The organism is Fervidobacterium sp. 2310opik-2 (genome assembly GCF_011057735.1).
In the GTDB taxonomy this organism is placed as follows: domain Bacteria; phylum Thermotogota; class Thermotogae; order Thermotogales; family Fervidobacteriaceae; genus Fervidobacterium; species Fervidobacterium nodosum.
The window spans coordinates 1-26,894 of the sequence record NZ_LNGG01000022.1 but is presented as its reverse complement, the minus strand read 5'-3'; the positions used below and the strand labels follow the sequence as shown (position 1 = coordinate 26,894).

Genomic DNA, 26,894 nt, shown 5'->3' with positions numbered 1-26,894 from the left:
AACGAAATCAAGTATGTGAAGAATGAAAGTGAAATATTAAGTTATTGAAAGTCAAAGTGTTGACTAGGTTTTTTATTTTTCTATTTTTTCTCCTCTTGACTTATTACCGGAAATCTTATTCTGAAGTGTGGCTTACTAAAATATTGAATATCCCCCATAAAATTTTCCAAACCAAAAATTCTTTCGAAAATTCGAAAAAATGTAAATGTTTCTTTCAATATTATATTCTATATTTTTATTTTTGAAATGTCAATAAAAAATAACGATAATATAAAGAGCAGTTATAAACTCTAATGTATTTAACTAATACACAATCAGTAATAATGTTTTATTATACTCAGGTTAAATAAAAATAACTTACTTTTCAAATAAACAATACACTATAGGATTGAAAAAAGCAAAAAAGTACAAAGGTAAAAGCAAAAGCAAATGTCTTATAGCTTTTGTATGTCGCGAGGGCAAAAATGTTGTTACGCTTTAAGATAAAGAATAATGAGATACTGCATTCAGAAATTACACAGGAATAATACTTAAAAATGTAAAAATCGAAATTATTTATTATCACTCCATATTGTCAATTGATAAAATTTTTGATATAATATAAAATGCAATATAAAATAATGAAATACAAACTTCCGAGGGGGTGGAAGGATGGAAAAAAGAAGGATGCTTATTGAAAGCCTCAGGCTTAGAAACTTTAGATGTTTTTCAGAATATGAGGTGAATTTTAAAGACGGTATCAACGTTATATACGGTCCAAACGGAGCTGGCAAAACTTCCATCCTTGAAGCAATCGCTTATCTATCAAACCCAAGATCCTTCAGGGGAGGAAGGGATTATCACCTCATAAAATTCGGCACAAACTTTTTTGAAGTGAGTGGTAAAATTGTAAGTGGTGGAAAAAAGCACGATATTACAGTCATATATAAATCAGATGAAACGAAGAAAGAAAAGATAGCGTATCTTGATGGAAACAAGGTAAAGAGGTTCAGAGATATCCAAGAAGTATTTATAGCCATACCATTCAGCTTCAAAGATTATCTAATGATTGATGGTTATCCATCTCAAAGAAGAGAATTCTTTGACGAAATATTCTCGCTTCTAGACCTTGAATATTACGAAATTCTCAGAAATTATGAAAAATTACTCGATGAAAGAAACACTCTTTTAGCTGAAGAGAATGTTGATAGAGAGAAGGTTTTGAAATTAGCAAATGAAATGCAGCCGTTAGCCGAAAAAATCGTTGAAAAAAGAGAAATCATGATAAATGAGTTGTCTAAATATCTTGACCCGATGTTCAAAGTAGAATATGTTTCAGAGTTCAAAGGTAAAAACATAGCCGATTATATAGATGAAGACATAGAGAAGAGAGTAACAACCGTTGGTCCACACACACATGATGATTACGTGTTCTATTACAACGGTTACATAGCTAAGTACTTTGCTTCAGAAGGGCAAAAAAGATTGCTTTACTTGTCATTGATAATCGCATTCAAAAAACTGATAGAGGAAACAAAACTTTATGAGCCAGTATTTTTATTCGATGACCCAGGAAATGTATTAGACCCACATCTTCTCGAGAAGTTTATATCTAACTTATCCGGTCAAGTTATCATCGCTGGTTTGTCTCCACTTCTCGGTGCACACAATATAAATTTGGCTAAGGAGTGATACTTTGATAGAAGCCGTATTTAAGACCCTTTGTCCAAATTGCGGGGGAGATATAACTTCTGAGAGATTGTTGAATGGTTTACTTTGCGAAAAATGCTTGCCCCAGCAAGTTTCAAAAGAATTTTTGTGTGAACACATAAAAGAAGAAAAATATGATTTGTGCTCTTTAAAGGAAAGGTACAATGATTGGGAAAAGGTATTCAGAAAATTTATTGGATTTGAGCCTTGGGAACTTCAGAAATTCTGGGCTAGAAAATTACTCTTAGGAAGGTCGTTTGCGTTACTTGCCCCCACAGGAATAGGTAAAACTTCGTGGGGGCTTGCTACTGCTTTATATTTTTCCAAAAGAGGCAAAAGATCGTACATAATATTACCTACAAAACTTCTCATTCTTCAAAGCTATGAGAAATTAAAAGATAAAGTTAAAGAATCCGATTTACTTGTTTTTGGGCTTGATGAGAGTAATAAAGAAAGAGAAGAAAAGAAAAAAAGATTATCTAATGGTGATTTCAAAATACTAATTACATCTTCGATGTTCCTTTATAAAAACGTTGACCTCATCCCCAAGGATTTCGCTTTTATTTTTGTAGATGATGTTGATTCGTTCTTAAAGACGGCAAAAAATATCGATAAAGCATTGTATCTTTTAGGATTTGACGAAAAAGACATAAGCTTTACAATGAATTACATAAAAATGAAGAGAACACAAGCGAATGAAGAGAAAGTAAAAACAATGCAAGAAGAAGTGAGAAAAATTGCAAACAAAGCCAAAGGAGTAATGGTGGTAGCGTCCGCAACTAGTGACCCAAAATCCGAGAGAATAAGATTATTCAAAGAACTCTTATCTTTTGATGTTGGCAGACCTATATTCTATTTAAGAAATGTGGAAGACGTTTACGAAGAAGTAGAAAATCTTGACGATGCACTTGTTAGAACAGTAAAAAGATTAGGAAAGGGTGGACTTGTATTTCTTTCATCTAATTTTGGAAAAGAACTTGTAGATTACATTAAAAACTTACTTGAGAGTAATGGGATAAAAACCGAGACATACGAAAACTTATCTCCAGAAGTTTTAGAAAAATACCGAAAAGGTGAAATAGAAGTTCTTATCGGTATATCTTCTTACAGGAATCCTTTAGCAAGGGGATTAGACATGCCAGAGGTTATAAGGTACGCGGTTTTTTATGGCGTACCTAAAATCGTTGTTAATCTTGATATCGAAGGTAATGTAAAGCACCTTTTACTCGCACTTTCTTCTATAAGACCACTTATCGCAAGGGATAAGAACTTAGAGGAAAAAGTTTCCCTTGTAGATAAATGGATGAAAGCGTTGAAGAAATTTTCTTCAATGCCAAATCCTCCTGTTGATAAAGTTAACGAGCTAAAAAACGAAATAAAAAATTTCATACTTTCGAAAGAAATACATGAGAAAATAAGTAATTCAGATGAAGTTGTTTTAAGGCAAGAAGATGAAAAGTGGATACTAGTTGTTTCAGATATAACAGGATATCTCCAAGCTTCTGGAAGGACTTCAAGACTTTACGTTGGTGGAATTTCAAAAGGATTAAGTTATATTCTTGTTGACGACAAAAAAGTTTTGAACAACCTATTAAAGAAAAGTAGATGGTGGTTCAGTACAGATATTACATTTAAAGAAGCTCGTAGCATTAACATAGATGAAATTTTAAGACAAATCGACGAGGACAGAGAAAAAGTTAGGAAGAAAGAAGGCAGACGGGACGATTTCTTAAAGCCTGTATTAGTCATAGTAGAATCACCTCACAAAGCTTGGACCATTGCAAACTTCTTTGGAAAACCAATCTCAAGGAATGTGAATGGTCAAGAACTCTATGAGGTAATAACCGAAGATAAATACCTAGTGATAACAGCTTCGTTTGGTCATGTGTTGGACTTGAACAAGGAAATAGGGTATTTTGGCGTTATCGAGAAAGAAAAATTCATACCCGTGTATGAACCTATAGAGAAAAAAGAAAGGATAATTGGAGGAATAAGAGATGCTAGCAAAGAATTCGATATGATACTTGTGGCAACTGACCCTGACACAGAAGGGGAGAAAATCTCTTGGGACTTAAAAAATCTGTGTACACCTTTTGTGAAAGAAATCAGGAGAATGGAATTCCACGAAATAACTAAAAAAGCCATACTCAACGCACTTAAAGAATCAAGGGATATTAATGAAAACCTTGTGAAAGCTCAGGTCGTAAGGCGGATATCCGATAGATGGGTCGGTTTCGAACTTTCCCAGCTTATCCAGAAAATCTTTTCAAAAAGCTCACTTTCCGCGGGGAGAGTACAGACCCCTGTTTTGGGTTGGGTTATAGAAAGAGCAAAAGAAAATCGGAAAAAGATACATATTGTTTCTGTAAAAAGATATGGGCTTGATATAAAGTTTGAATTTGAAGACAAGCAAAAAGCTCAGAAATTTTACAATAGCCTAAAGTACATTCAAATAACCAAAAGTTCGGAAAAAGTCCAAGAAAAATCACCGCTTCCGCCTTACACAACAGACGCGCTATTGAAAGACGCTTCCGAAAAGTACAAAATTTCTGTTTCAAGAACGATGGAAATACTCCAAGAATTGTTCGAAAGAGGATTCATCACATACCATCGTACAGACTCTACGAGAGTATCAGATGTTGGAATAAGCGTTGCAAAAAGTTATATAGCTGAACAATTTGGTGAAGAGTATTTTAGAGGAAGAACATGGGGCGAAGGTGGAGCGCATGAATGCATAAGACCAACAAGGGTACTTGATGTCGAAGATATAAAATCGATGATTTACTCAGGTGAACTTCAAGGTTTTACGCCAGATCACTTGAAAATTTATGATTTAATATTCAAAAGATTCATATCATCTCAAATGAGAAATGTTGTAGTTAAAATTTGTGATATTACAGTCAAAGCCTTCGACAAAGAGCAGACATTTGAAATATATGAAGAAATCATCCAAGAAGGTTACAACAAAATATTCCCAATCAAACTTACGAAAATACCTACTGGGGAAGTTAGTGTGGTGAATTATAAATCCTTCTATAGCATTCCGAAAGTACCTTTGTTCACACAAGGTACACTCGTAGAAGAGATGAAAAAACGAGGTCTTGGAAGACCATCTACATATGCAACAATCGTAAGTCGATTACTTGAGAGAGGATACGTCGTAGAAAAAGAAGGATACTTACTACCAACACCGCTAGGTGAGAAAGTGTACAAATTCTTAAACTCCAGTCCAGAGAAATTCAAATTTGTAAGAGAAGACTTCACAAGAGAACTTGAACAACTTATGGACAAAGTAGAACTTGGTGAAGAAGATTACCAAAAGATACTTAAAAATCTAAAAATGGAAGTTGAAAATTTATAGAATTTATAAGGCTTTAGGATGTTAAAGTTTAATAAATGTCTTATAATAATTTGGAGCTTACAAAATACAACCAACCTTTAACCCCCATTCAATCGAAAAATTGAATGGGGGTTATTTTTACACAATTTGATTTAAAACCTGAATCAGGAATAAAGTATAATGTATTGATTCATCCTTATTTTTCAGGTTTTTAGATAATAATACAAGTTAAATGTCTGATAATAACATGGGCGCTAGAAGACTATGGAAAGCGAGGTGATAAGTTGAAGGACGAGGTACTTAACATTATCAAAAATGGGAAAAATATATTACTCCCAAAGGAAATCGCAGGTCGTTATGAAATAGTGGATATTTTAAGTGCCAATACTGGATTTGGTTTGATTCTGATAGCAAATGATAAAAAAATACTCGGAAGAAAGGTATTAATCAAAGCTACAAATTACAAAGGAAAAATAAAAAGAACAAACTTGGAAAATGCATCTATTATAGAAAAAAGAAGAAAAGAGATAGAGTATGAAAAAAACATTTTGGCAGCTTTGAACAGTATTGGTTTATTTAACATTCCAATCATACGTGACTACGTCTTAGGTTACAACCCAACTATTCTATGGCCCGAAGGTAACATAATTCCGGGCAAACAATTCTTACCAGAGTATGCTTTTAACGAACCATACATAGTTTTACAGTACATAGAAGGTACAACCTTATCAAATTACGTTAGAGAGAACGTCAAAGATAAAAGGTCGATAGAATGGCAAATAGAAGTACTAAAACTCGCAAAGCAGTTATTGAAAATATTTTCGATGATGCACCATACAGCTAAAAAGAAATATAATGTATCATTCATTTACCAAGATTTAAAACCAGATAACATACTTATCAGCCCGAACAAAAGCTTTACATTGATAGATTTCGGAGGTGTTGCCATAAAATTCGAAGAAAATGGAAAAATCATAAACAGGGGGGTGGGAACACCTGGGTATATGCCACCTGAAGTTAAGGATAAAACACTTCCATTCGATGGAAGAGCTGATTTGTATTCGTTAGGAATAATGATGTTCGAACTACTCTCTGATAAGCCTTTAGAAAATTTCATAAATGCAAAAGGCTTAATTGACAAGTTAGACTTTAATTCTTTAGATGTGGAAGGATCAATAGTAAGAATAATACAAAAAGCTACGCAAAGCGTGGCAGAAAAAAGGTATTCAAACGCTAAGAATATGCTGAAAGATGTTATCACCGCATTAAGAATATTAAACACGAAAAGGAGGTAAGTGTATGGCATTTGTACAAAGTATGATTTCTGAAGAAAAGCTATTAAAGTTCAAGGGAATTAATTGGAGTAAGGATTTTAATATATTTAGCAAAAGGCCGAGAATAAAAAGGATAGTCTTACCAATTGTTTCAGAGTTGATTCCAGATAATGAGTTTTGGTTCCTTTTCGATGAAACATTAAAACCTGTAACGCAAGCATTAGAAGTAAACAAAGATAGAGTTGTGGAAGTTATATTCAAAATAATGGAAATTTTCGAAGAAACTGAGACACAAGGTTATAAATTCTTCATTATCGACCCAAAGTCAATTTATCTAGATGAAAATTTCGAACCTTACATATTTGTATATTATCCAATCTTTGCGCAGAATGACTTATTTGATTTATCAACATTCAATATGCCAATTACCTTGAAAAGTAAAAATTCTGACTTCAAAAACAACAATTCATATATCATCGCTGAACTATTCGCACAGCTAAAATTTGGAAACGAGTACAGATTAATAAACAACTTCAAGAGCAAGAAGCACTTTGTAAGACATAAACTAATAGAAGAGGGAGAATATGATTTAGTAAAATGGTTTGAAAAATCATACGAAAACATTTATAGCATAAGAACTTCTAAAGAGGAGTTAATAAAAGCAGTGAAGAGAAAAGAAAGAAGACAAATTGAAGAAAAAAAAGTCGTAAAAATAAAAAGAGCTTTTAGAACTTTCGAAGGTACAAGAAAATTAAAACCAGAAGATGACTACGTAGATGATTCAAATCAAGATTCTTATTATTGTGATATATTCGAAAACAAAGCAATATTTGCAGTTATGGACGGAGTATCAACAGCGAAAATCGGGAATGGGAAATTAGCGTCTAACATAACAAGAGATGTACTAAAAGAAGAATGGGAAGAGTTCAAAATAGAGACTTTGGAAAGTAAGCTCGACAGCGAGAAAGTTAGAGGATTCTTTGAAAAAGTAATAAATAAAGCTAACGAAAAAATACTTGATAAAGCAAAAGAATTGAGCAAGAACTTATTACCAGGTGAAATAATGTCAACAACTTTAGCTGCGGTGGTTATGGAAGATGACAACATTTACATCTGTTCTGTTGGAGATTCAAACATTTACGTCATATCAAACGATTACTTTACAAAACTAAACGTCGAGCATAACGTGAAAACATTAAGACTCTTAAATAAGGAAAAAATAAATGATAGCGATTCAAGCTTAACGCAGTACATAGGTAAATACAAAATAGAAAATAATGAAATAGTATGTGATGAAATTAAATTCTACTTCAATAAAACAAAGTTATTAAACAACGAAACACTATTCATAAGTTCAGATGGGGTGTTGGATTATTGGAACGGTTTTAATCAAGAAGAGAAAGAAGAAAACTTCTTCAAAGACTATTTAAAAATGTTGGAAGAACTAAAAACTCTCAAAGCAGTTAGCCAAAGAGTAATAAGCACATTAGACTTTAACGATGCAAATGACAACGTCACTCTGATTCTCCTAACACCAGAGTTTTCACAAGAATCAAAATAATATTTTGAATAAATGATTTTTTGAATATTTAGTACTAAATGTCTAATAATAATTTGGAAATAAAATAGACGATTAACAAAGAAAGGGGTGAGACAGTTGGTAAAAGTATGTAAAAACTGTGGAAGAAGGTTTGAAAAAAGTTATAAAGAAGACTTTTGTGAATGCGGTGGATTTTTGGAACCTTTAGAAGAAAAGCTACCAGAACCTTACAAATTGGAAGAAATATTTGGAGATATTGAAAACTCAAAGACTAAAACTGAAAAATCAAATACACCATCAGATACACCAGAAGAATTAATAGAAAATTTGATAAATGTATTTGGAATGGAAAATTTGGGAGAATTAGAAGAAATAGTTAACAAAACAGAGAGTACCCAAATTGAAAACGCTCAAACTGCTCAGAGTAATCAAGAAAACTTAGATATAGATAAAGAGGAATTATCTAAGTCTTATGAAAGCATAACACTAAGAATATTTAAGAAAAAGAATTTAATTATTGAAGAAAGCTTTTCACTCGATGAAATAATAGTTGGAAGAAGTTTATTTGGAGTCGATGTAAACCTTAGAAAATTCGATGATGAAAAGATTATTAGCAGAAAGCACGTGAAAATTGTAAGAGAAAATGGTAAATACTACATTGTTAGACTCAGTAAAAAAATGCCAATGTATCTAGGGGATAAACTTATAAAGTATAACGAAAGAAAAGAGCTGAAAAATGGTGACAGAGTTATTCTAAACAGAAGTTTCGGTATAGAGATTGTAATTCCTGAAATAAACTAAAACTTTGGAAAGGAGTGATTAACTTGAAAGAGTTAGTTTTAACTTACACTTTTGACAAACCTTACATTTATTCTGGTACAAAAGAAGATACTTATGTAAATTTACTATTAGAAATCAAACCAGGTGATGAGCTAAGAAAAGAAGAGTTCAAGGTCAAAGGAACAGATTTCTGTATAGTATTAGACGTATCTGGATCTATGGGAGAATATATAGAATACACTAAGAGAAAACTGGATGTGGCAGTTGAAGCGGTAAAGAATTTGTACGATTACTTTACACAAGATGATACTATAAGCCTTGTCATTTACCATGCAGTACCAATAAAACTTCTTGACCATGCAAGAAACTTATCAAGAGCGGATTTTGAAAGAGTACTCCAAAGAGCTTACAGTGAATCTGGAAGCACAAATATATCTGCAGCATTGAGAATGGCAAGAGAAATACTTAAAGTGAATACAGGAAACACTAAGAAGATAATATTCTTAACCGATGGTTTGCCTGTTGAAGATACGGAAGAAGACGGAATAAGAGAAGGCCAATTGATTGCTGAAGAAAACATAAGTATAACTGCTTTGGGAATGGGACATAATTTCAACTACTCATTCATCGAGAAACTAGTCAAACCAAGCCGCGGAACAACTGATTGGATAAATTCTGGAGCGCAAGCAATAAAGGTATTTGAGACAGTATTAAAGAGAGCAAAATCAGTGGTTGTAAATGACGTGGAATTGGAAATAAATGTATCAAACGAGGTAAGAATGAACGAATTTTACAGAGCCGTACCTGAAACTACATACTATGGAAAGATGAAATTAGATTCAGCAAGAACTTACAAAATCAAATTAGACGACATAGAAAACAATAGATTATATAAGTATATATTTGAAATAGCAATACCTGCTCCAAAGAATCCATACGATGGCAAATTCAGAGTATTAACTGCGAAATTAAGCTATACCATTCCAACAACAGGCGAAAGAAAAGAGCAAAAAATAGATGCGATAATAGAAATGACAACAGATATAGAGAAAGCAAGTTATGAATACCTAAGTGTAAAAGAAACAGCGAAAAGATGTGCAATAAAGAAGTACGATGATTTACTAAATGAGTACATTAGCCAGAATGACCAAAGAGCCGTTCTAAAGACTTTGGACAAGATAATAGAACTAGCAGAAGAAATAGGTGAAGACGAAATAATAGAGAATTACAGAAGAATAAAGGATGAATACATCAGAAATAACCAAATACCAAGTACATTACTAATAGCAGCTTCGAATTCATCAACCAAAATAAACGACGAAGGTTATATAGAAAACGATGAAGATATAGATAAGTTAATTAACGAGATATTCTGATAGTGCGAACAAAATGCCAAGAAAGGAGGTGAGAATGAAAATGCTTCGCAACTATTACTTTGAAAATTTATTCGACGAAGAAAAATCTATGGAGTATGAGAAATCTATGGAACTGGAAATTTACTATAACAAAGTCCTATTTATGGCTAAAAAAATAGAAAACGATGAAACTGTGATAGGAAAATCGAGCACCATGGGATTTGTTGATATAGATATTTCTTCGATAGACTCACAAAAGGAATTTTCAAGACTAATTCTTAAAATTCTTAGAGAAAACGATAAATATTACGTTACGGACATATCAAGCAACATAGTGTATTTAAATAAGACAAGGTTGGAAAAAAACACAAAATACGAAATTGATGATGGGGATATTCTTCTTGGGATAAGCCCCAATAATGCGTTTGGAATAAAAGTTAAAAGGAGGTAAGACATTGGAATGGTACGTATTAACACGTGATGAGATGACAAAAAAAGAAATTAAGAACATGGAAGATATTTCAATGTATAGCAAAACTTTTGACAAAGTAATGCTTAGAAGCGACAAGTTCAACAAAACAAACTTTTTAGGATATGTTGTTAGGAAAACAGGAGATAAAGAAAAAGATAAATATAATGATAAGTTAGTTGAAAGAATAATTTATGTGAACAATGTTTTACTGAACAACAGACTTCATGAGATAGTGGATTATGATTACATCAAAGAAATAGGCCAAAAAGCAATTATAGTTGATTACTACAACGGTTTTTTAATGACTAGTGCGATAAAAAAAGAATACTTTACACCTTTTGAAAATTGGGGAAACAAATTTAGTGATGATGATTACGAAGACGAAGAAGAATACAGAGGGCACAATAAACAAGTTATATTAAAAAGGGTAATGAGAGGTGTTATTCGACATCTAATATTTTTCCAGAAAGATATCTTCGAGAAAGGTTTATTCCATATAGGGTTAAATCATAAACACATAGTTGTCCAAAAAGATGACAACATAAAGATAAACGGAATGAGGTACATAGTAAGACACATTGATGGCATTTTAGATGACCCAGTGATTACAAAAGTTAAGTATTATGGTGATGTTATAAATAAAAGGTATTCCCCACCAGAATTGGTCGAATACATCAAAAGTGGTGGAAAAACAAAAGTCAACGCCGTTGGAATTTTTTCTTACCAGTTAGGTGTTTTGTTATTTGACATATTCACCAAGGGCGAACACTTTTTTGGAAATATAACAGACGATTTAGTCAACTCTTCAAATTTGTATATCAATGAAAAAAGAAAAGACGAAAAAAAAGAACTAAGGAAATTAATAAAAGATTTGATTGCTGAAGATCCAAAAGATAGAATTTTGGATTTCGATAAGATTTTAGAACGTGTGGAATATTTTACGTAATTAATGCTATAATAATATTAAACAAAAAGAAAGGGTGAAAGTGGTTATGAACACAATCATTTGCACAGTTGGCGCAAGTATGATTGGTAATTTGCAAAGTACCGGGTTGAAGAATGATTTTGACAATGAAAACATAGACAAGATAATAGATTATTATCTAAACCTAGACGAAGATCCAGAAATGTCAAGAAAATACGGTGCTGAGATAAATTCTACTGTCAGCATTTTGAAAAAAGGATATTTACATGAAAGAAAAAATATATACTTTTTAGTATCTGATACAAAAGATGGGAGAAAAATTGGAAAAATTCTTGAAGGTTACTTCAAATCGGTTAAAGATTTCAAATTTGAAAACGTAAAAGTTGTTGTTGTTGAGAAGCTGGACGATTCAAGGCCTCAAGATTTCAAAATATACGGTCTAAAAAATTTAATTAAAGAAATGGCAAAGATAATAAAGCTTCATATAGGCAATGTAATCATAAACGCAACAGGTGGATACAAAGCACAGATTGCCTTTGCCTTAACCTTAGGCCAAGGATTAAAAGTTCCAGTTTACTACAGATTTGAAACATTTCCAGAAGTTATTGAACTTGAACCATTACCAATTGATTTGGACCACAGCTGGTACTTTTTAGCTAAAAATTTATTTGAAGAATTTGATGGAAGAGAAAACTTAGTACCTCTGAAAGATGTTGAAGATTTGTACAAAAGTCTACCCGAAGAAACGAAGATATTCTTTGACATAGAAAAAATCGACGATACTGATTACATAGCTATAAGCACAATGGGCCAGATTTATTTAGAAGTTGTAAAGAACAAATTATATTTCTTGGAAAAACATGTAGAATTAAAAGAGAGAGACAAAGAATTTAAATTCATTTCAAGCGGTAAAAGAGGAAATTTAAATCATGTTATTGATAAATACAACTTAGAAGAATTATTTAGTGAGTTCAAGTATATAACAAATGCTAGAGTTGTAAAATTTTCCGAGAACGAAAAAAGTGAAGGATTCAAAATCAAAACAAAAGGCAACGAAATAGTTGTCATATTAAACACCAAAAATGGTTTAGTACACCTTGAAATAGAAACAACAGCAAGAAATGAACTAGAATTGGAAATCATCAAGTCAAAGCTTGAAGAATACTTAAGTGATAAATTTTAAAATTAAAAATAATTTTAGTCTTCCTAACCCTGCACTTGTAGGGTTAGGAATTTTGTCAAAACAATTTCAATAGAGGGGAGATTAAGATGAATTTCTTGGCTTTCCGAAACATTGATATTGAAAAAGTTTTGGACGTTTTCCTAGCAAAGGTTTGCGAAAAAATCATGCAAACCGAGGAACTTAAAAGTGTTCAGAACAACCAGGAGTTACTAGAGAACATCAAAAGCTCCAAATTTTATTTCAAAGATAAAAGAGAGGTATACGAACAAATCGACGGTGAAGAAAAACTTGTTGGCTATCTTTACGATGTGGAATTCTACTTCAAAGATAAATTGAAAAAAAGAGCAGAAAACGTAATGCTTCTAATTCCAGATGATGATGGATACTTCTACTCCCTCAACAGAAGGGTTTATTCTCCCTTTGTAATATTTGATAAATTTGTATCATCCGAAGATTCGGAAGAAACAGCTGATTCAAAAATACTTGATTTATCAAAAGCAATTATTTTGCAGGGATATTACCTTGCGTTCCTTTCAGGAATTTTGAGAGTAATAAACGAAGTGGAACGCAAGGCAAAAGATTATCCTGAAAGCAATGACCCTCAATTAACCTACCTAAATGAACTCTCCAAAACAATAGGTGTAAAATTTTTCAGATACTATAGAAAAAGCGATGATAGTTACATCGCTCAAAAAATCCCCATTTTCTTCCTTCCTGATAACTTAAATTACATAGAATATTACTCAAACCCCAGAAAAGTAGTCTACCCCAATGATAACGTGAACGAAAACATTAGATTGCCTCACGAAAGCCATAATGGAATTGTAGACTTATTGGAAACTCCGGAATCTGAGAAAATAGGTTTGACATTAAGCTTAGTCTATGCAGATGACTTAGAATACGACTTTGAAAATTTAAACTTCAAAAAAAGCAAAGAAATATTATCATTCGCCACAAAACAAATTCCATTTATTCTCCATTCAGACGGTGCAAGAATTTTAATGGGGTCGAAAAATTTGAAGCAGGCTATAAGACTAGAAAAGAGCGAAAAACCAATCATTTCAACTGGTTTTGAAAAAGATAATGTAGGAGTCAACGGTTTAGTTGTATACGGACTATTTGATGGATTTAACTTTGAGGATGGAATAGTAATCTCTGAAAGTTTTGCCCAAAAACTTGAAGCAAACGTTGAAGAAGAAGAGACATACATAGTCAAAGTCTTCGAGGATAAATTTCCTTCTACCAAAGCAAATACCTGGATTTACAAAAAGAACAAAAATGAATATGTCGAAATCACATGGAAAGTTAGAGAAGGAGATACTGTAAGTTATAGCGATGTGCTAATGGAGATTAAATTAAATGGTAAAAAAGAAAGAGAAATAAAATACGAAGGAAGATATCCTGCAAAAATCTTAAAGCTCCCAGACCAACCAATTATACCATATTCTGAATTTGACGAAGATTTTTCAGATAATGACAAGAAACTAAAGGGGACCGTGGAGATAAGAATTAAATTCTTAGTAAATAAAAAAGCTGAAGTGGGAGATAAACTCATGGGAAGACACGGTAACAAGGGAACTATCTCAAAAATAGTTCCCGATAGTGAAATGCCAAAAGTAGTCATTAACGGTCAAGAACACATCGTCGACGTTATACTAAGCCCATTAGGTGTTGTATCAAGGATGAACTTGGGCCAACTTTATGAAACCCACTTCAGCATGGCTGTTAAATTTGGAAACTTCAAAAAAGATACATTCCAACCACTTGAAAATGGTTATCAGTACAAAGAAGAACTACTTGAAGAATTGAAAAAATTAGGCTCAGATGAATACGGACGGTTCAAAGTTAAATACAAAGACAAAGAATGGCTCCTAACAGCCGGATACCAATACTTTATAAGATTAGACCACTGTGTGAGAGACAAAATCCATGTTGTTTCATTTGCAAGAGAGAGTGATATAACTTATCAACCTTTAAAAGGTAGATCAAGAATGGGTGGTCAAAGGTTCGGCGAAATGGAATTTTGGTCTTTGTATTCTTACAACAACAGAAACTTAATTAAACTCTTTGCAAGTAAAAACCTTGGTGAAAAAACAAAAAAAGAATTCGAAAGATATCCCGAGGAGTACTTCAAAAAACTAATGAAATTTTTCAACATAAACATCGAAACACCGGAATACATGAAATCAGCCGCTTCGTTTGAAGAAAAATTCTCTGAGATTTCTGATAATGAAGAAATAAGTGAATTTGTTAAAATGAAATTCAAAAAGTACAGCAAGTTGGTTTTCACCAAATTTGCCATAGATAACTTCCAAATGGTTAACAATGGATTTAAAGATAGAGTTGAAAAGATGAAAAAAGACTTTGAGGCTTTAGAAGCAATAAGAAACGACGGAAACAAACAGGATTACAAAGAAAAACTTGAGAAATTTATAAAAAAATACGGTGACATCATTGGAATGAAAAAAGAAAACATAGATAGAAAAAGTTCAGAGAGTAATGAAAACACACTAGATAAAATTTTTGAAAAAATTAAAGAAAAGATACAATTTCTGAATGAGCCGCATAAACTAAAGCGTTTTGAGGAACAATTCAAAGAATTACTCTTCACAAAAGATGGTTACCTGAGAAGCTTTTTAATCGCGAGAAGATTACACTTCTCTGGTCGAACTGTTATTACTCCACAACCACTTTCATATATAGAAGAATATGACTTAAAAGTTGACATGGACACCATTCTGCTCCCTGTAGAATTTGGGCTTGAATGGATAGACATTACGGATATAGGGATTGATAAATTTGATAAATTGGCTGCTTTGAAAGGTAATTACCAAAAAAGAAAGGAAATAGCCAAGTTGTTAAACAAAAAGTTAGAGAACGAAGATTTGTATGTACTTTTAAACAGACAGCCATCACTACATAGACACTCCATACAATCCTTCAAACCAAGATTCTGGCATAACTATACAATAGGATTGCCAATTGTCGTTTGTGAAGGATTTAATGCGGACTTCGACGGCGATACTATGGCAGTTTACTTCCCAAACACAAAAATTGTCGGTGACATGAGGGAAGAACTAGAAAAAATGCTCCCTTCAAGAAACTCATTCAAATTAGGAAATGGTGAACTAATTTACTCCATAGACCAAGATTTCGTGTATGGAAATTACTTAGTTACAGGCAATAACAAAAAGAAAATAAAAGAATACTACGAAGAGCAAATCAGAGAACTTGCGCAAAACAAAGAATATGAAAAATTAAAAGAATTCATCAACCAGAACCTTATCGAAAAAGACCTCAAAAAAGCAACTGAACAAAACTTAACACTAAGCATATACGAGATAATACAAGACAAAGGAAGCATGCAAAAAATAAGGGAATCGAAATGTAGAGGAAAAGACACACAATACAATCAATTAAACAAAGAAATTGCCGGAGTTTCAAAAGACAATTTTGTAATAGGTCTGAAAGCAGAAGACTATTTTGATGTAAATAATGGTATCGCAAGAAGAGCAAGAAGAACACTTATGGACAAAAAGCTCAAAGTTGCTGATGCAGGATATTTCACAAGAAAACTAATCGAATTTCTTGGTAATGTTTATACCGCAAACTTCGAAGAATACATTGAATACAACGTAAACTTGTCAGAACTAAAAGAATTCGGGAAAGATAGATGGCTTTATAGATACGTAAAAATCGACGACCAGATAGTATTTCTAACCCCAGAAAACAAAAACATTTTACCAGATGAATTTACAGTTCTTTCACCAAAGATTCGGGAACTTGACGATTCAGGTAAATTTTATATAAGCAAAAAATATGCCGGATTTGACGTATCAAAATTGAAAGAATTTGACGAAGGTGAACCAATAGGTCTAAGTGCTGGACACGTAATTGGTGAGAGAGGTACACAACTTTCGATGGAGACATTCCACTCAGGTAGCATGGGAATAAACATGCAAAAAGTTAGCAGCATAATATTCAAAAACGCTTTTCAGTCAGAAAGTTACTTTGAATTTTTAAAACAGGCAGATAAAGAATTCAAAGCGCAGTACGGTGAAGAAAATAGCTTATTCAAATACCTAGACTCAAAATCAATTTATTTTGAAATACTATACACACTTGCTAATTATTTAAAAACAAAATATGGAATTAGTGGTATTGATAAATACTTTGAAAATTTTGAACTGAGAGGTATTCTAACTTGCATGACTTTTGAAAGTGGCTTGGATGTATTAAGAAAATTAGAAAGCGGAAAAATATACCGTGAAACACATCCAAGAATTGAATACTCATTCTATTGGAGGGATATGTGATGGAACAAAGGAAATTGCATGAAAAATCTAAGAAGAAAGAGAAATTTTTGAGTCATACACAGAATATAGAATTCACAAAGTCTGAAGAAGAGGACTTCCAAGAAACAACTTTCGAAGAAGAAACAGAGGATACATCCGAAAGGGGATTAAAAAACCTAGAAAATATAGAATTTAACCCCGAGGTTGACATAATAAGCAAAAGAAAAATAGGCTTTCAAATAGTCAAAGTCAAAGATGGGGACATATACGAATATGAGTTAATAAACTTCACAAACAACAATCGAGCGTACGAGGAGCTAAAGAAAATTTTAAAGACATTCCCTTGGTTTGAAAATATAAAAAAAGAAAGACTTTACGCTTTGGCGTCTGATAAAAGAACAGCGAAAAGTAACATAATAATTAGCAAGGAATTGACATTCAATTACTCAATAAAACTTCCAAATGGCGATGTAATGCCTATTTCCTCGCTAAAACCACCAAAAGGACGATTTGAAAATATCGATTTGGAAATAAATAGAGAATTCAGAGTCAATTTCATATATGAAAACCACCATTACATAAACAGCTTGAAAAAGGGAAGCCTTGGAAAATTCGAAAACATCGAAGAATTTATAGGTGAATTCCTAATCGCTATAGCCAATTTTTCAGGAAAATCTGATAATTGGACAAGGGAAAAATTTAGAGAGATAAAAGAATACTTTGATAAAAGCTCTATAGTAAGAGATACTCTCCAGGAATACATGAAATTCTTCCAGGAGGTATGAGTATGATATACGTAAGTCCAAATTTAATCGATAGTAGTTGTGAGAGAAATTTTATTGATTTAGTAAAAGAATCTTTAAAAAGACAATTTGAAAGCAAAAGAGAAAATATAGACATAGACAAAATTTTTACCAACAACATCGATGACTCACAATACGCTATAGTTCACATAGAGAGCTTGATGGAAAGAAACCCTGCAAAAATAAAGGACGAAGAAAAACTGAAGGGCAAAAAAATAATTTTGATTGTTGATAAAAGAATAGACGGAAAAATTTTCGATAAATTCTTGGATTTTGATATATTGGGCATTTTTCGAAAAGAAAGATTATGCTTTGAATACGAAGAACTCGGAAAATTTGAGAAAATAATTAAAGAAATAATAAGGGATGTAACATACAAAAAAATTGAAAAACTAGAAAACAGCGACACCCTTTACAAAAAAATCCCGTATAAAGAAATAAGAAATTGGAAACTAGCAGACATCGAATTTGAGGACAGATATGAATTTTTCAAGAGAAACAAGTACATATCGATCTTTCTTGACCCGTCTATGCAAAAATTTGTAAGCTCGTTGAGAAAAATAATAGAAGACTTCAGAAAAGCGTACAAGACGTATAAGAAAATATTCGATGAAATTAGAAAAATAGCAGATACTTATGAAATTAAAGAAATTGATAAAAAATTAAATGATGAAAAATTAAAAAAATTCTTTGAACAATCTGAAAACATATTCCTTCCTTCTCTTCTAATAGAAGGAGATACAGGTACTGGTAAGAGTTTAATAGCCGAGATAATTGGTTCGAGGGTTACCGAAGATAGTGTGTATAAATTTTCTCTTGTTAACATTGAAAAAAATCTCGTGGACTCAGAATTGTTTGGTACAAGAGAAGGAGCATATACAGGCGCGATTAATAAAAAAGGGATAATCTTTTCAAATGTTGGAAAGTGTGTCTTTCTAGATGAAATTGCTGAAATACCGCCCAATGTTCAAACAAAACTCTTACTTTATCTTGATAATTTTAAAATAAGACCGGACGGATACGACGGTAACCCGTTTCTTGCTCCGACGTTTATAATCGCTGCCACGAACAAAGACCTCAAGAGAGAAATCAAAATTGGAAACTTCAGGGAAGACCTTTACTATAGGTTCAAGTACAAGATAAGGGTCCCTTCGTTGAAAGAAAGAAAAGAAGACCTCAGATTTCTCATAAATTTCATACTTTTGAACCCATACATAAATCATTACGATAAAGAAACGAGAAAATATCAAATTGAAAAAATAGCATTAGAAGCTATAGAAAAATTGGAAAGTTACGATTACCCTGGCAATTTCAGAGAATTAGAAAGCATATTAAGAAACGCCATAAATCTCGCACAAAGTGAAGGTTTGGATATTATTTTAGATAGACATATAGAAATATAAAACTAACAACAACTAACAACAACTAACAACAGGAGTGAGTTGTATGATAGAAAGAGAATGGAAATATATTATATCAGACAGTTCAGAAATAATAAAATTGAAAAAAATAGCTTACAAAAAAATTGGTATAGTCCAGTGGTACCTGAAAAATGAAGAAAGTGAAGAAGAAAGAGTAAGGTTAGAATTGATCCCCCAGAAAACAGGAATTATGAAAAAATGGACAAGAACTACAAAAGTAAAAACAAATAATGCTTTGGAGAGGGAAGAAAGAGAAGAAACAATATTTCCAAATGATGAATTGGTAAATACCTTATTTGATTATCCGTTAGTCGCCAAATTGAGATACTTTATTTCAGATGATCCAGAAATAACATTAGATGAATACATCGAATTCAAAGACAAATTAAAATACGACATTGAGCACTACCACATCCTTGAAGTTGAAGAAAAAAGCACTAGAGTCAATTTCGATGATTTGAAATTGTATGGAATTGATAGCGCGGAAAAAATCCACGAAAGAAACTTCGAAAAGTTTGAAAACAAAAACATAGCAAGAAAAATACAAGGAGAAAAGAGCTTGGAAACATTTGTGAAATTTACAGAATTTCTTGTGAACAAACTTTCAGACGAAGTTACGGTAGTTATGCCATCAGGACAAGCTATTAATAGAAAGTACAATAACCTTCAAAAAATAAAGAAAGACCTTAACGACAATAAAAACAATTTAGAAGTAGTAATAAGCAACTCACCAGAACTTCAAACCTTAGATTTACTAAGAAAAGAAGGTTGGAACATTAGAAAAGTAATATTTATCTTAAACGAACCATTTGAAGAACTAACAGATGAAGAGATTGAAGAGTATGAAAAATCAGGCTTAAAGTACGAAAAAGGTTTAAACAGAATTTACTACTATTTGAAATACATAATTAAAACGATATTTGATATAGAAGTCGAATATGAAAAAATCAACTTCAACCCAGACGATGAAAAAACATCAAGGAACACGCTAAATGAATTATGGGAGAAGCTAGATAAGATATTTGAAAAAGAGAAAAAAGTTATCATTGACATCGCGCCTGGTGTTAAGTACATCGGAGTAATCTTAGCATTGTATGCTTTATTCAATAAAAGAGATTTTTACTATAAATACGAAAGACAAAGTGAAATTGTCAAATTCCCTGCCTTTGGAATAGACTGGGATTACAACTTCATTGACGAAATGAGTGCTATTTTGAAAACGTACAAATCAAAAAACAAATCTGTACTAAATTTACCAAATGAATTGCACAACATCATAAAAGTAAAAGACTTTGAAATAATATCATTTTATCCTATTGAAAAGATAGAAAAAAGCTTTAAAGAAAAAAGAGAAATGCCTTTCGGGTATGGAGAAAAGTACCTGAATTTAATTGAAGACGAAAGATTAAAAAATTACATAAGAGAAGGCATACTAAAGAAATGGTCTTTAATGTGGATTGGTGACCAAATTCCAGAAACCGTTGAGCATTCTCAAAGACACAGCAAAAGACTAATGGAATTCACAGTCAACTTAATAAACGTAATTGGTGAAGAAGAGTTTTTATCACCATTCTCTAAGGATGAATTAAACTCGTTATTTTATCAGAACATAAAATACAGAGATATTCTTTACTTCCTATTAGGTGTTGCTATAAATGTACACGATTTAGGTCACACCTATCCAAAATTCAAAAGAAAAGATGGAAAAACATTTTTCTTGGATTCATTACCTTCGTTGGTCAGAGACTTACACAACGAACTAACTGTTCAATTAATAGACGATCCATTCTACGACATACTAGCAATAAATACACCATTTAAAGGCGAAAAACTAAGCGATATATTCAAAGAAAAAACAGACGAAATAGTTCAATCAATCAAATTGATAAGTAAATATCACAGAGGATATTTGGGTATCGATAGTGAAATCAACGGAAAAATTTCAAAATTTGTCCAAAGAATGATGTTAGACACGAGAAAAATGGATGATGTATACAATCCGGAAGATAAACTATTGAAAAAAATAACTCTCTATGTTACAAAATGGTTGAAATTCATCGACGGAACAGATGTCCAAGCCGATAGAATAATCACAGAAAGCTACCACAAAAATCGTTTAGAAAGAACAAGAAATGAAATATTGTATTTGGTTGAGTTACTAAAGAATGGAAATTATAATCTTTCGCGTAACATGTTCGACCAAATATTGCAGATCGAAAAATCATTAAAATTTTTGATTACGACTAACAACGGAAACAAAGAAGAATTAGATGAAATAGATACAATTGCTGTTAAGCTGGAAGACTTTGTATATGAAAACATAGAATCACCTTCAAAAGAAATTGAAATTATCGATAAAATAGCCTTTAAGTCAAGACAATTCAACCATTTTGAAAAGCATAAATCTGTTTCGGCAGTAATTCCTGAGTGGTTAGAATGGAAAAAAGGGAGCAATTTAAAAACGCTGCACATAAGATTAGTTAGAAACTTAGACTTGAATACTAGTGATGAAGTATTAGAAAAAATTAAAAAAGATATCGAATCAGAAATGGAGGGCTCAAATTTACGAAAAGACCTTAATATACAAGTAATTGTTGAAATAGACTAATTCCCATCAAATACATTAAAAATAAAGAAATGGCTTCGGTAATATACTGAAGCCATTTCTTTTATTCTAAATTTTAATATATTCTCAACTTCATAAGTTTTCATTTCAAGCTATTATTCATTTTAAAATCAAGGGAAACACATTTAGTCCTCGTAATGTCTAATAATAACTTGAAAAAACCAAAATGGAGGTGACAAATATGGTTATATCAATGCAAGACATTTATTTAACAGACAATGCGGAAGATAAACTTAGAAGACTAAGGCTCGAGGAGAAAGACGTTTATTTGATCATCAGATACGGCAAACGCAGCAAAGCCAGAAGAAGTGGATTTATACATTACGTGCCAAAAAAACTAATTGAAAAAAACAGAACATTCGAAAAGTATAAGGATATTTTTATCATCGAAAGAGAAGGAAGAGTAATAGACATCTTCAAAAACTCTAAGTTCAGAGTCTTAAGGTAAATCGATTCATAAAGTAAAGAAATCTTGGAGAAGCTCCCCACACTTCTTTCAAATTTTAAAAAACAACATTCCAGCAAAGGTGCATGTATATTTAAGAATAAAGATAATAACGACAATTCCAACAGACCAGGTAAAAATAGTATTACACAATTTGTAATATAGCTTTGATAATAGCTTTGATATTATTCATTGCAGCATACACTGTACAGAACAAATTTGATTGATAACGGACTGTTTTTATGTTGGCTTGATAAACAGACAATAGATTAAAGGAGGAAAGAAAGAATGAATAATAATACTCTTCTTGTATCAAAAAACGAAATTAAACACTTACTTGAGAACACCAATGAGAACGAACTCAGCAAAATATTTTTACAATCTCTAAGAGAAGCATTCATAGTTACGACAAAACACATGATAGTAAACTTGTTTTACACCATAAAGGCGCTCGTTGACCTATCTATAATAACCGCAAAATACCTCAAAGAACTTCTCAGTCTTAGAAATCCTTTGAGAATAAAAGACAAACTCTTGGATGATGCAAAGAAACTCAAGGACACCATAATTTTAAGAATTAAGGCATTAAAATCTGTGTGGGATGGAATGACATTTGAACAAAGAAAAGAAAGCATCTCGGATTTTCTAATAATTGTTCTGTCTGCTTTAGTATTTGGTGGAGGATTTGACTTTGAAGGTGGATTACCAGACACTGACTTGAAAGTTTCAGCAGGCTATCACAGAAACATATTTAGTCACACCATACTAATAGGATTTACATTTGAATTAGCGCTCAGATTTATGTACCACTTACTCATCCACCTTGAAAACAAAGGAATATATATCCAAAACAAATTTTTAAAATCATTTGTTGAATTCTTCAAAACCAAGCAAGACAAAATAATAAGCGGTATATGGTTAGGTCTATTCATACACTTTTTAAAGGATGCAAACTTACTCTCAGCACGTACCAAACCGTATAGTGATATAAACGGATTAACAATGAATCAACATAAAGCAATATTTGCGTCAAACGCTTTACTTTCAGCAATATTTGCTATAGAAATAAACAAAAATGAGAACATAAATGAACATTAAGCAAGAAAACATTCGCTTTAATATTCAAGAAAGCTTCGGTATATTCCGAAGCTTTCTACTCTTTTAATAATAAAAAAACAAAAGCAAGGAGTGAGAACATGAGTGGAGCAGATCTTTTGTTTATTACATACGAAATTGGGTTCATACTTTCATACCTTCTTTTCTCGGTCACGACAGAAAAAATAATATACTCTACACTTTTAGCTTTAATCTGGCCACTCTTAATATTGAATATACTAACAGGTGCCATAATTAGAATAATTAACATTATTTCAATGAAAATATACAAACAAGAGTTGGTTCCTAAAGATGAATAAAACTTAGTTTTGAAAAATTCAGGAATTTTATTGACAAAAAAAGAAGAAAATATGGTATAATTTAATCAAAGAACACCAAAAAATCAAAAACTCCCATAAAGTGTTGATAATCATTCGCAATAATCTTAATTGCATTTAAATAAAATCATTTTTGAACAGCACTAAAAACTCAATCAATCCAAAATCGGCATAAATAATTGATCCTCTCAACTTTTTAGCTTGGCTAAAATTCAGAAAAACGCATAAATAAAGAAATATCTTAGAATGTTAGCATTACGAAATACCGTTTCCTTACCTATTGTTACAACCATATTTCGATTGTGAAGAGATTGAACCAAGCAAGTATTCATGGTAATTTAAGTGGTAACAAGCTAAAAAATAGGTTGGGAATCGGCATGAATAAAGAAGATAAAAGCAAAATTAGTCAAACTAAAAATTTTTTAGACAATCAAACTTTTGAGGTAGGGAAAATCGCATTCCAAGATAATAGAATTTATGCATATTTTGGAAGGTAACTCTTAGGAAGGAACTACTCTCTGAAAGAGATGGAAACACGTGTGTGAGTATTTCTCTGTTTATTTTCTTTGTAACTACTTAGGAAGGAACTACTCTCTGAAAGAGATGGAAACATTTAATGATGTAAAGTATTGCATTTCTTACTTTTTCTTTCTTAGGAAGGAACTACTCTCTGAAAGAGATGGAAACTGGCACCTCGAATTCGAGCTCAACTTCCCTCTCGAATTTTCCTTAGGAAGGAACTACTCTCTGAAAGAGATGGAAACTTTAAGGCGGTCCTGACGAGATCGATTAAAAACGACCTATCTTAGGAAGGAACTACTCTCTGAAAGAGATGGAAACTTGTCAAACGTGTTTGCAAAATATACCATCTTGTCAAACATCTTAGGAAGGAACTACTCTCTGAAAGAGATGGAAACAAAAGGCTTTAACTCGTTTGGCAACACCACAAACAACAATCCTCTTAGGAAGGAACTACTCTCTGAAAGAGATGGAAACAAAATGGGGGCTTACGCGCCCCACTACTTCTTGTTGGAATTCTTAGGAAGGAACTACTCTCTGAAAGAGATGGAAACTTACGTGTGGAGTTCCCACCATCCCGACGATGTGCCCCAAACTTAGGAAGGAACTACTCTCTGAAAGAGATGGAAACAAAAAAATGGGGCTTTCGCCCCATTACTTCTTGTCGGAATTCTTAGGAAGGAACTACTCTCTGAAAGAGATGGAAACAATATTAATTGCTGTTCTTTCGCAGACAACGATGTAAACCCTTAGGAAGGAACTACTCTCTGAAAGAGATGGAAACATTTCTACTGCGTCAAATTCTTCTTCAAGTTCTTTGACGTATTCTTAGGAAGGAACTACTCTCTGAAAGAGATGGAAACACACTCGCCGTCTGAAATAACGCTTTCAATACCCTCTAAAACTTAGGAAGGAACTACTCTCTGAAAGAGATGGAAACAAAAAAAGGGGCTTACGCGCCCCACTACTTCTTGTTGGAATCTTAGGAAGGAACTACTCTCTGAAAGAGATGGAAACACTGCATCGACTATTGCAACGTTAAAAAACCTTTCAAGGACTTAGGAAGGAACTACTCTCTGAAAGAGATGGAAACCATCGAAACGTGTAGCACTTTTGTTTCTCCGTCGAACACACTTAGGAAGGAACTACTCTCTGAAAGAGATGGAAACGGAGAAAAAAACTAGAAATGAAAGGTGTTTGATTTGCCTATCTTAGGAAGGAACTACTCTCTGAAAGAGATGGAAACCCAAAAAAATGGGGCTTTCGCCCCGCTACTTACTTGTTCCTTAGGAAGGAACTACTCTCTGAAAGAGATGGAAACTTCGGAAAATGCTAATAAAATTTTTCGGCTGGGTGGTGTTCTTAGGAAGGAACTACTCTCTGAAAGAGATGGAAACTTCGGAAAATGCTAATAAAATTTTTCGGCTGGGTGGTGTTCTTAGGAAGGAACTACTCTCTGAAAGAGATGGAAACTTCGGAAAATGCTAATAAAATTTTTCGGCTGGGTGGTGTTCTTAGGAAGGAACTACTCTCTGAAAGAGATGGAAACACGCATACTAGGTTTTACATCAATGCACTGTTTCCATATATTCTTAGGAAGGAACTACTCTCTGAAAGAGATGGAAACTATCACTCACTCAAACTAAATCAATATCATTACGGTAACTCTTAGGAAGGAACTACTCTCTGAAAGAGATGGAAACATGTTTCTTTTTTACTCTATTATCTTTAGTTTGACTATGCTTAGGAAGGAACTACTCTCTGAAAGAGATGGAAACAGTTCGGCCGTTCCTTGATGCCCAATCGCAGAAGTGAAACCCTTAGGAAGGAACTACTCTCTGAAAGAGATGGAAACTCAGGGCAGTCCTGACGAGATCTAATAAAAGTGTACGATCCTTAGGAAGGAACTACTCTCTGAAAGAGATGGAAACGTCCGTGAGGCTGGCTTTCGCCAGCCTCTGGAGGGCGATCCCTTAGGAAGGAACTACTCTCTGAAAGAGATGGAAACAAGCTGGATCAAGAGCTTGAGGAGTTTCTCAAGCTCTTGGTCTTAGGAAGGAACTACTCTCTGAAAGAGATGGAAACATGAAGTAGTCCTCGTACTGTGGGTCTTCTCTGACATATCTCTTAGGAAGGAACTACTCTCTGAAAGAGATGGAAACATATACCAGGCTTCCTACCAACTTTAACTGCATAATATAACGCTTAGGAAGGAACTACTCTCTGAAAGAGATGGAAACTTCTAACAGAATCGAAGAGTGTTGTGAAGTCAATTCCTTGCTTAGGAAGGAACTACTCTCTGAAAGAGATGGAAACTTTTGAGGACGTAGTAGTACATTGCTTCTTCCACAGTGTTGAATTCTTAGGAAGGAACTACTCTCTGAAAGAGATGGAAACATCATTCTGAAAACCTTCGAATAAAAAATCTTTTTCCCTTCTTAGGAAGGAACTACTCTCTGAAAGAGATGGAAACTAACTGTAACTAGCGGTTCATCCGCTAGATATTCGCTTAGGAAGGAACTACTCTCTGAAAGAGATGGAAACGACTGCGTGACTATGTGACGGTTGTGACTACTGGTTAGGCGCTTAGGAAGGAACTACTCTCTGAAAGAGATGGAAACATTACTACTCAAACCTCATTATCCCTCTTCAAGTGATTAGTAATTATCCCCATTTTTCTTATACTATACCTTCTCAGACTATATCCCCCTCCTTTAAATACATCGATTTTGTTAACCAAAGGTATTGATAAATTTCAAAAATCATATTATCTTCTTAAATAGGGGACACCCCC

At 32.8% G+C, this 26,894-nt stretch carries 16 protein-coding genes and 1 CRISPR repeat array; all 16 genes read left to right on the top strand.

Going from position 1 to position 26,894, the window contains the following annotated elements:
* Positions 1-651 precede the first annotated feature (651 nt).
* The 16 genes from recF to AS161_RS06720 all read left to right on the top strand — a co-directional run bounded on the left by recF (position 652) and on the right by AS161_RS06720 (position 23,563).
* Positions 652-1,671: a DNA replication and repair protein RecF gene (gene recF, locus AS161_RS06795; protein WP_164542241.1), complete on the top strand. Its 1,020-nt coding sequence runs from the start codon at positions 652-654 to the stop codon at positions 1,669-1,671.
* 4 nt (positions 1,672-1,675) lie between these two features.
* Positions 1,676-5,050 (top strand): reverse gyrase, encoded by a 3,375-nt coding sequence (gene rgy / locus AS161_RS06790; protein ID WP_164542240.1) that lies wholly within the window; start codon positions 1,676-1,678, stop codon positions 5,048-5,050.
* Between the two features lie 263 nt (positions 5,051-5,313).
* Positions 5,314-6,324, top strand: coding sequence for a protein kinase (locus AS161_RS06785; protein WP_164542239.1), 1,011 nt, complete (start codon positions 5,314-5,316; stop codon positions 6,322-6,324).
* A gap of 4 nt (positions 6,325-6,328) precedes the next feature.
* Positions 6,329-7,864, top strand: coding sequence for a protein phosphatase 2C domain-containing protein (locus tag AS161_RS06780; protein WP_164542238.1), 1,536 nt, complete (start codon positions 6,329-6,331; stop codon positions 7,862-7,864).
* A 96-nt stretch (positions 7,865-7,960) separates the two neighbouring features.
* Entirely contained in the window at positions 7,961-8,644 is a 684-nt protein-coding gene (locus tag AS161_RS06775) for an FHA domain-containing protein (protein WP_164542237.1), read from the top strand.
* Between the two features lie 23 nt (positions 8,645-8,667).
* Positions 8,668-9,999 (top strand): VWA domain-containing protein, encoded by a 1,332-nt coding sequence (locus tag AS161_RS06770; RefSeq protein WP_164542236.1) that lies wholly within the window; start codon positions 8,668-8,670, stop codon positions 9,997-9,999.
* A 34-nt stretch (positions 10,000-10,033) separates the two neighbouring features.
* On the top strand, positions 10,034-10,429 hold the full coding sequence (locus AS161_RS06765; protein WP_164542235.1) for an FHA domain-containing protein: 396 nt from the start codon (positions 10,034-10,036) through the stop codon (positions 10,427-10,429).
* Positions 10,430-10,433: 4 nt separating this feature from the next.
* Positions 10,434-11,396 (top strand): hypothetical protein, encoded by a 963-nt coding sequence (locus AS161_RS06760; protein WP_164542234.1) that lies wholly within the window; start codon positions 10,434-10,436, stop codon positions 11,394-11,396.
* Between the two features lie 46 nt (positions 11,397-11,442).
* Entirely contained in the window at positions 11,443-12,558 is a 1,116-nt protein-coding gene (locus tag AS161_RS06755) for a putative CRISPR-associated protein (RefSeq protein ID WP_164542233.1), read from the top strand.
* Positions 12,559-12,644: 86 nt separating this feature from the next.
* Complete coding sequence (locus AS161_RS06750) at positions 12,645-16,874, top strand: hypothetical protein (protein ID WP_164542232.1); 4,230 nt, start codon at positions 12,645-12,647, stop codon at positions 16,872-16,874.
* A complete protein-coding gene (locus AS161_RS06745; protein WP_164542231.1) occupies positions 16,874-17,638 on the top strand; it encodes a hypothetical protein in 765 nt (254 codons plus the stop codon). The genes AS161_RS06750 and AS161_RS06745 overlap by 1 nt, the downstream gene beginning before the upstream one ends.
* Before the next feature lie 2 nt (positions 17,639-17,640).
* Entirely contained in the window at positions 17,641-19,059 is a 1,419-nt protein-coding gene (locus AS161_RS06740; protein ID WP_164542230.1) for a sigma 54-interacting transcriptional regulator, read from the top strand.
* Positions 19,060-19,102: 43 nt separating this feature from the next.
* Positions 19,103-21,685 carry a hypothetical protein gene (locus AS161_RS06735; protein WP_164542229.1) on the top strand — a complete coding sequence of 861 codons (2,583 nt, stop codon included), beginning with the start codon at positions 19,103-19,105 and terminating at the stop codon, positions 21,683-21,685.
* 199 nt (positions 21,686-21,884) lie between these two features.
* Positions 21,885-22,151 (top strand): hypothetical protein, encoded by a 267-nt coding sequence (locus AS161_RS06730; RefSeq protein ID WP_164542228.1) that lies wholly within the window; start codon positions 21,885-21,887, stop codon positions 22,149-22,151.
* A 285-nt stretch (positions 22,152-22,436) separates the two neighbouring features.
* Positions 22,437-23,246, top strand: a complete 810-nt coding sequence (locus AS161_RS06725) for a hypothetical protein (RefSeq protein WP_164542227.1) — start codon at positions 22,437-22,439, stop codon at positions 23,244-23,246.
* Between the two features lie 98 nt (positions 23,247-23,344).
* On the top strand, positions 23,345-23,563 hold the full coding sequence (locus AS161_RS06720; protein WP_164542226.1) for a hypothetical protein: 219 nt from the start codon (positions 23,345-23,347) through the stop codon (positions 23,561-23,563).
* A 517-nt stretch (positions 23,564-24,080) separates the two neighbouring features.
* Positions 24,081-26,721: a CRISPR direct-repeat array (repeat unit 36 nt; unit sequence CTTAGGAAGGAACTACTCTCTGAAAGAGATGGAAAC).
* Positions 26,722-26,894: the final 173 nt, after the last annotated feature.

Coding starts and splice junctions, on each gene's coding strand:
- recF (WP_164542241.1), top strand. CDS start 652: ATGGAAAAAAGAAGGATGCTTATTGAAAGCCTCAGGCTTAGAAACTTT.
- AS161_RS06780 (WP_164542238.1), top strand. CDS start 6,329: ATGGCATTTGTACAAAGTATGATTTCTGAAGAAAAGCTATTAAAGTTC.
- AS161_RS06765 (WP_164542235.1), top strand. CDS start 10,034: ATGAAAATGCTTCGCAACTATTACTTTGAAAATTTATTCGACGAAGAA.
- AS161_RS06755 (WP_164542233.1), top strand. CDS start 11,443: ATGAACACAATCATTTGCACAGTTGGCGCAAGTATGATTGGTAATTTG.
- AS161_RS06750 (WP_164542232.1), top strand. CDS start 12,645: ATGAATTTCTTGGCTTTCCGAAACATTGATATTGAAAAAGTTTTGGAC.
- AS161_RS06745 (WP_164542231.1), top strand. CDS start 16,874: ATGGAACAAAGGAAATTGCATGAAAAATCTAAGAAGAAAGAGAAATTT.
- AS161_RS06740 (WP_164542230.1), top strand. CDS start 17,641: ATGATATACGTAAGTCCAAATTTAATCGATAGTAGTTGTGAGAGAAAT.
- AS161_RS06735 (WP_164542229.1), top strand. CDS start 19,103: ATGATAGAAAGAGAATGGAAATATATTATATCAGACAGTTCAGAAATA.
- AS161_RS06730 (WP_164542228.1), top strand. CDS start 21,885: ATGGTTATATCAATGCAAGACATTTATTTAACAGACAATGCGGAAGAT.
- AS161_RS06725 (WP_164542227.1), top strand. CDS start 22,437: ATGAATAATAATACTCTTCTTGTATCAAAAAACGAAATTAAACACTTA.
- AS161_RS06720 (WP_164542226.1), top strand. CDS start 23,345: ATGAGTGGAGCAGATCTTTTGTTTATTACATACGAAATTGGGTTCATA.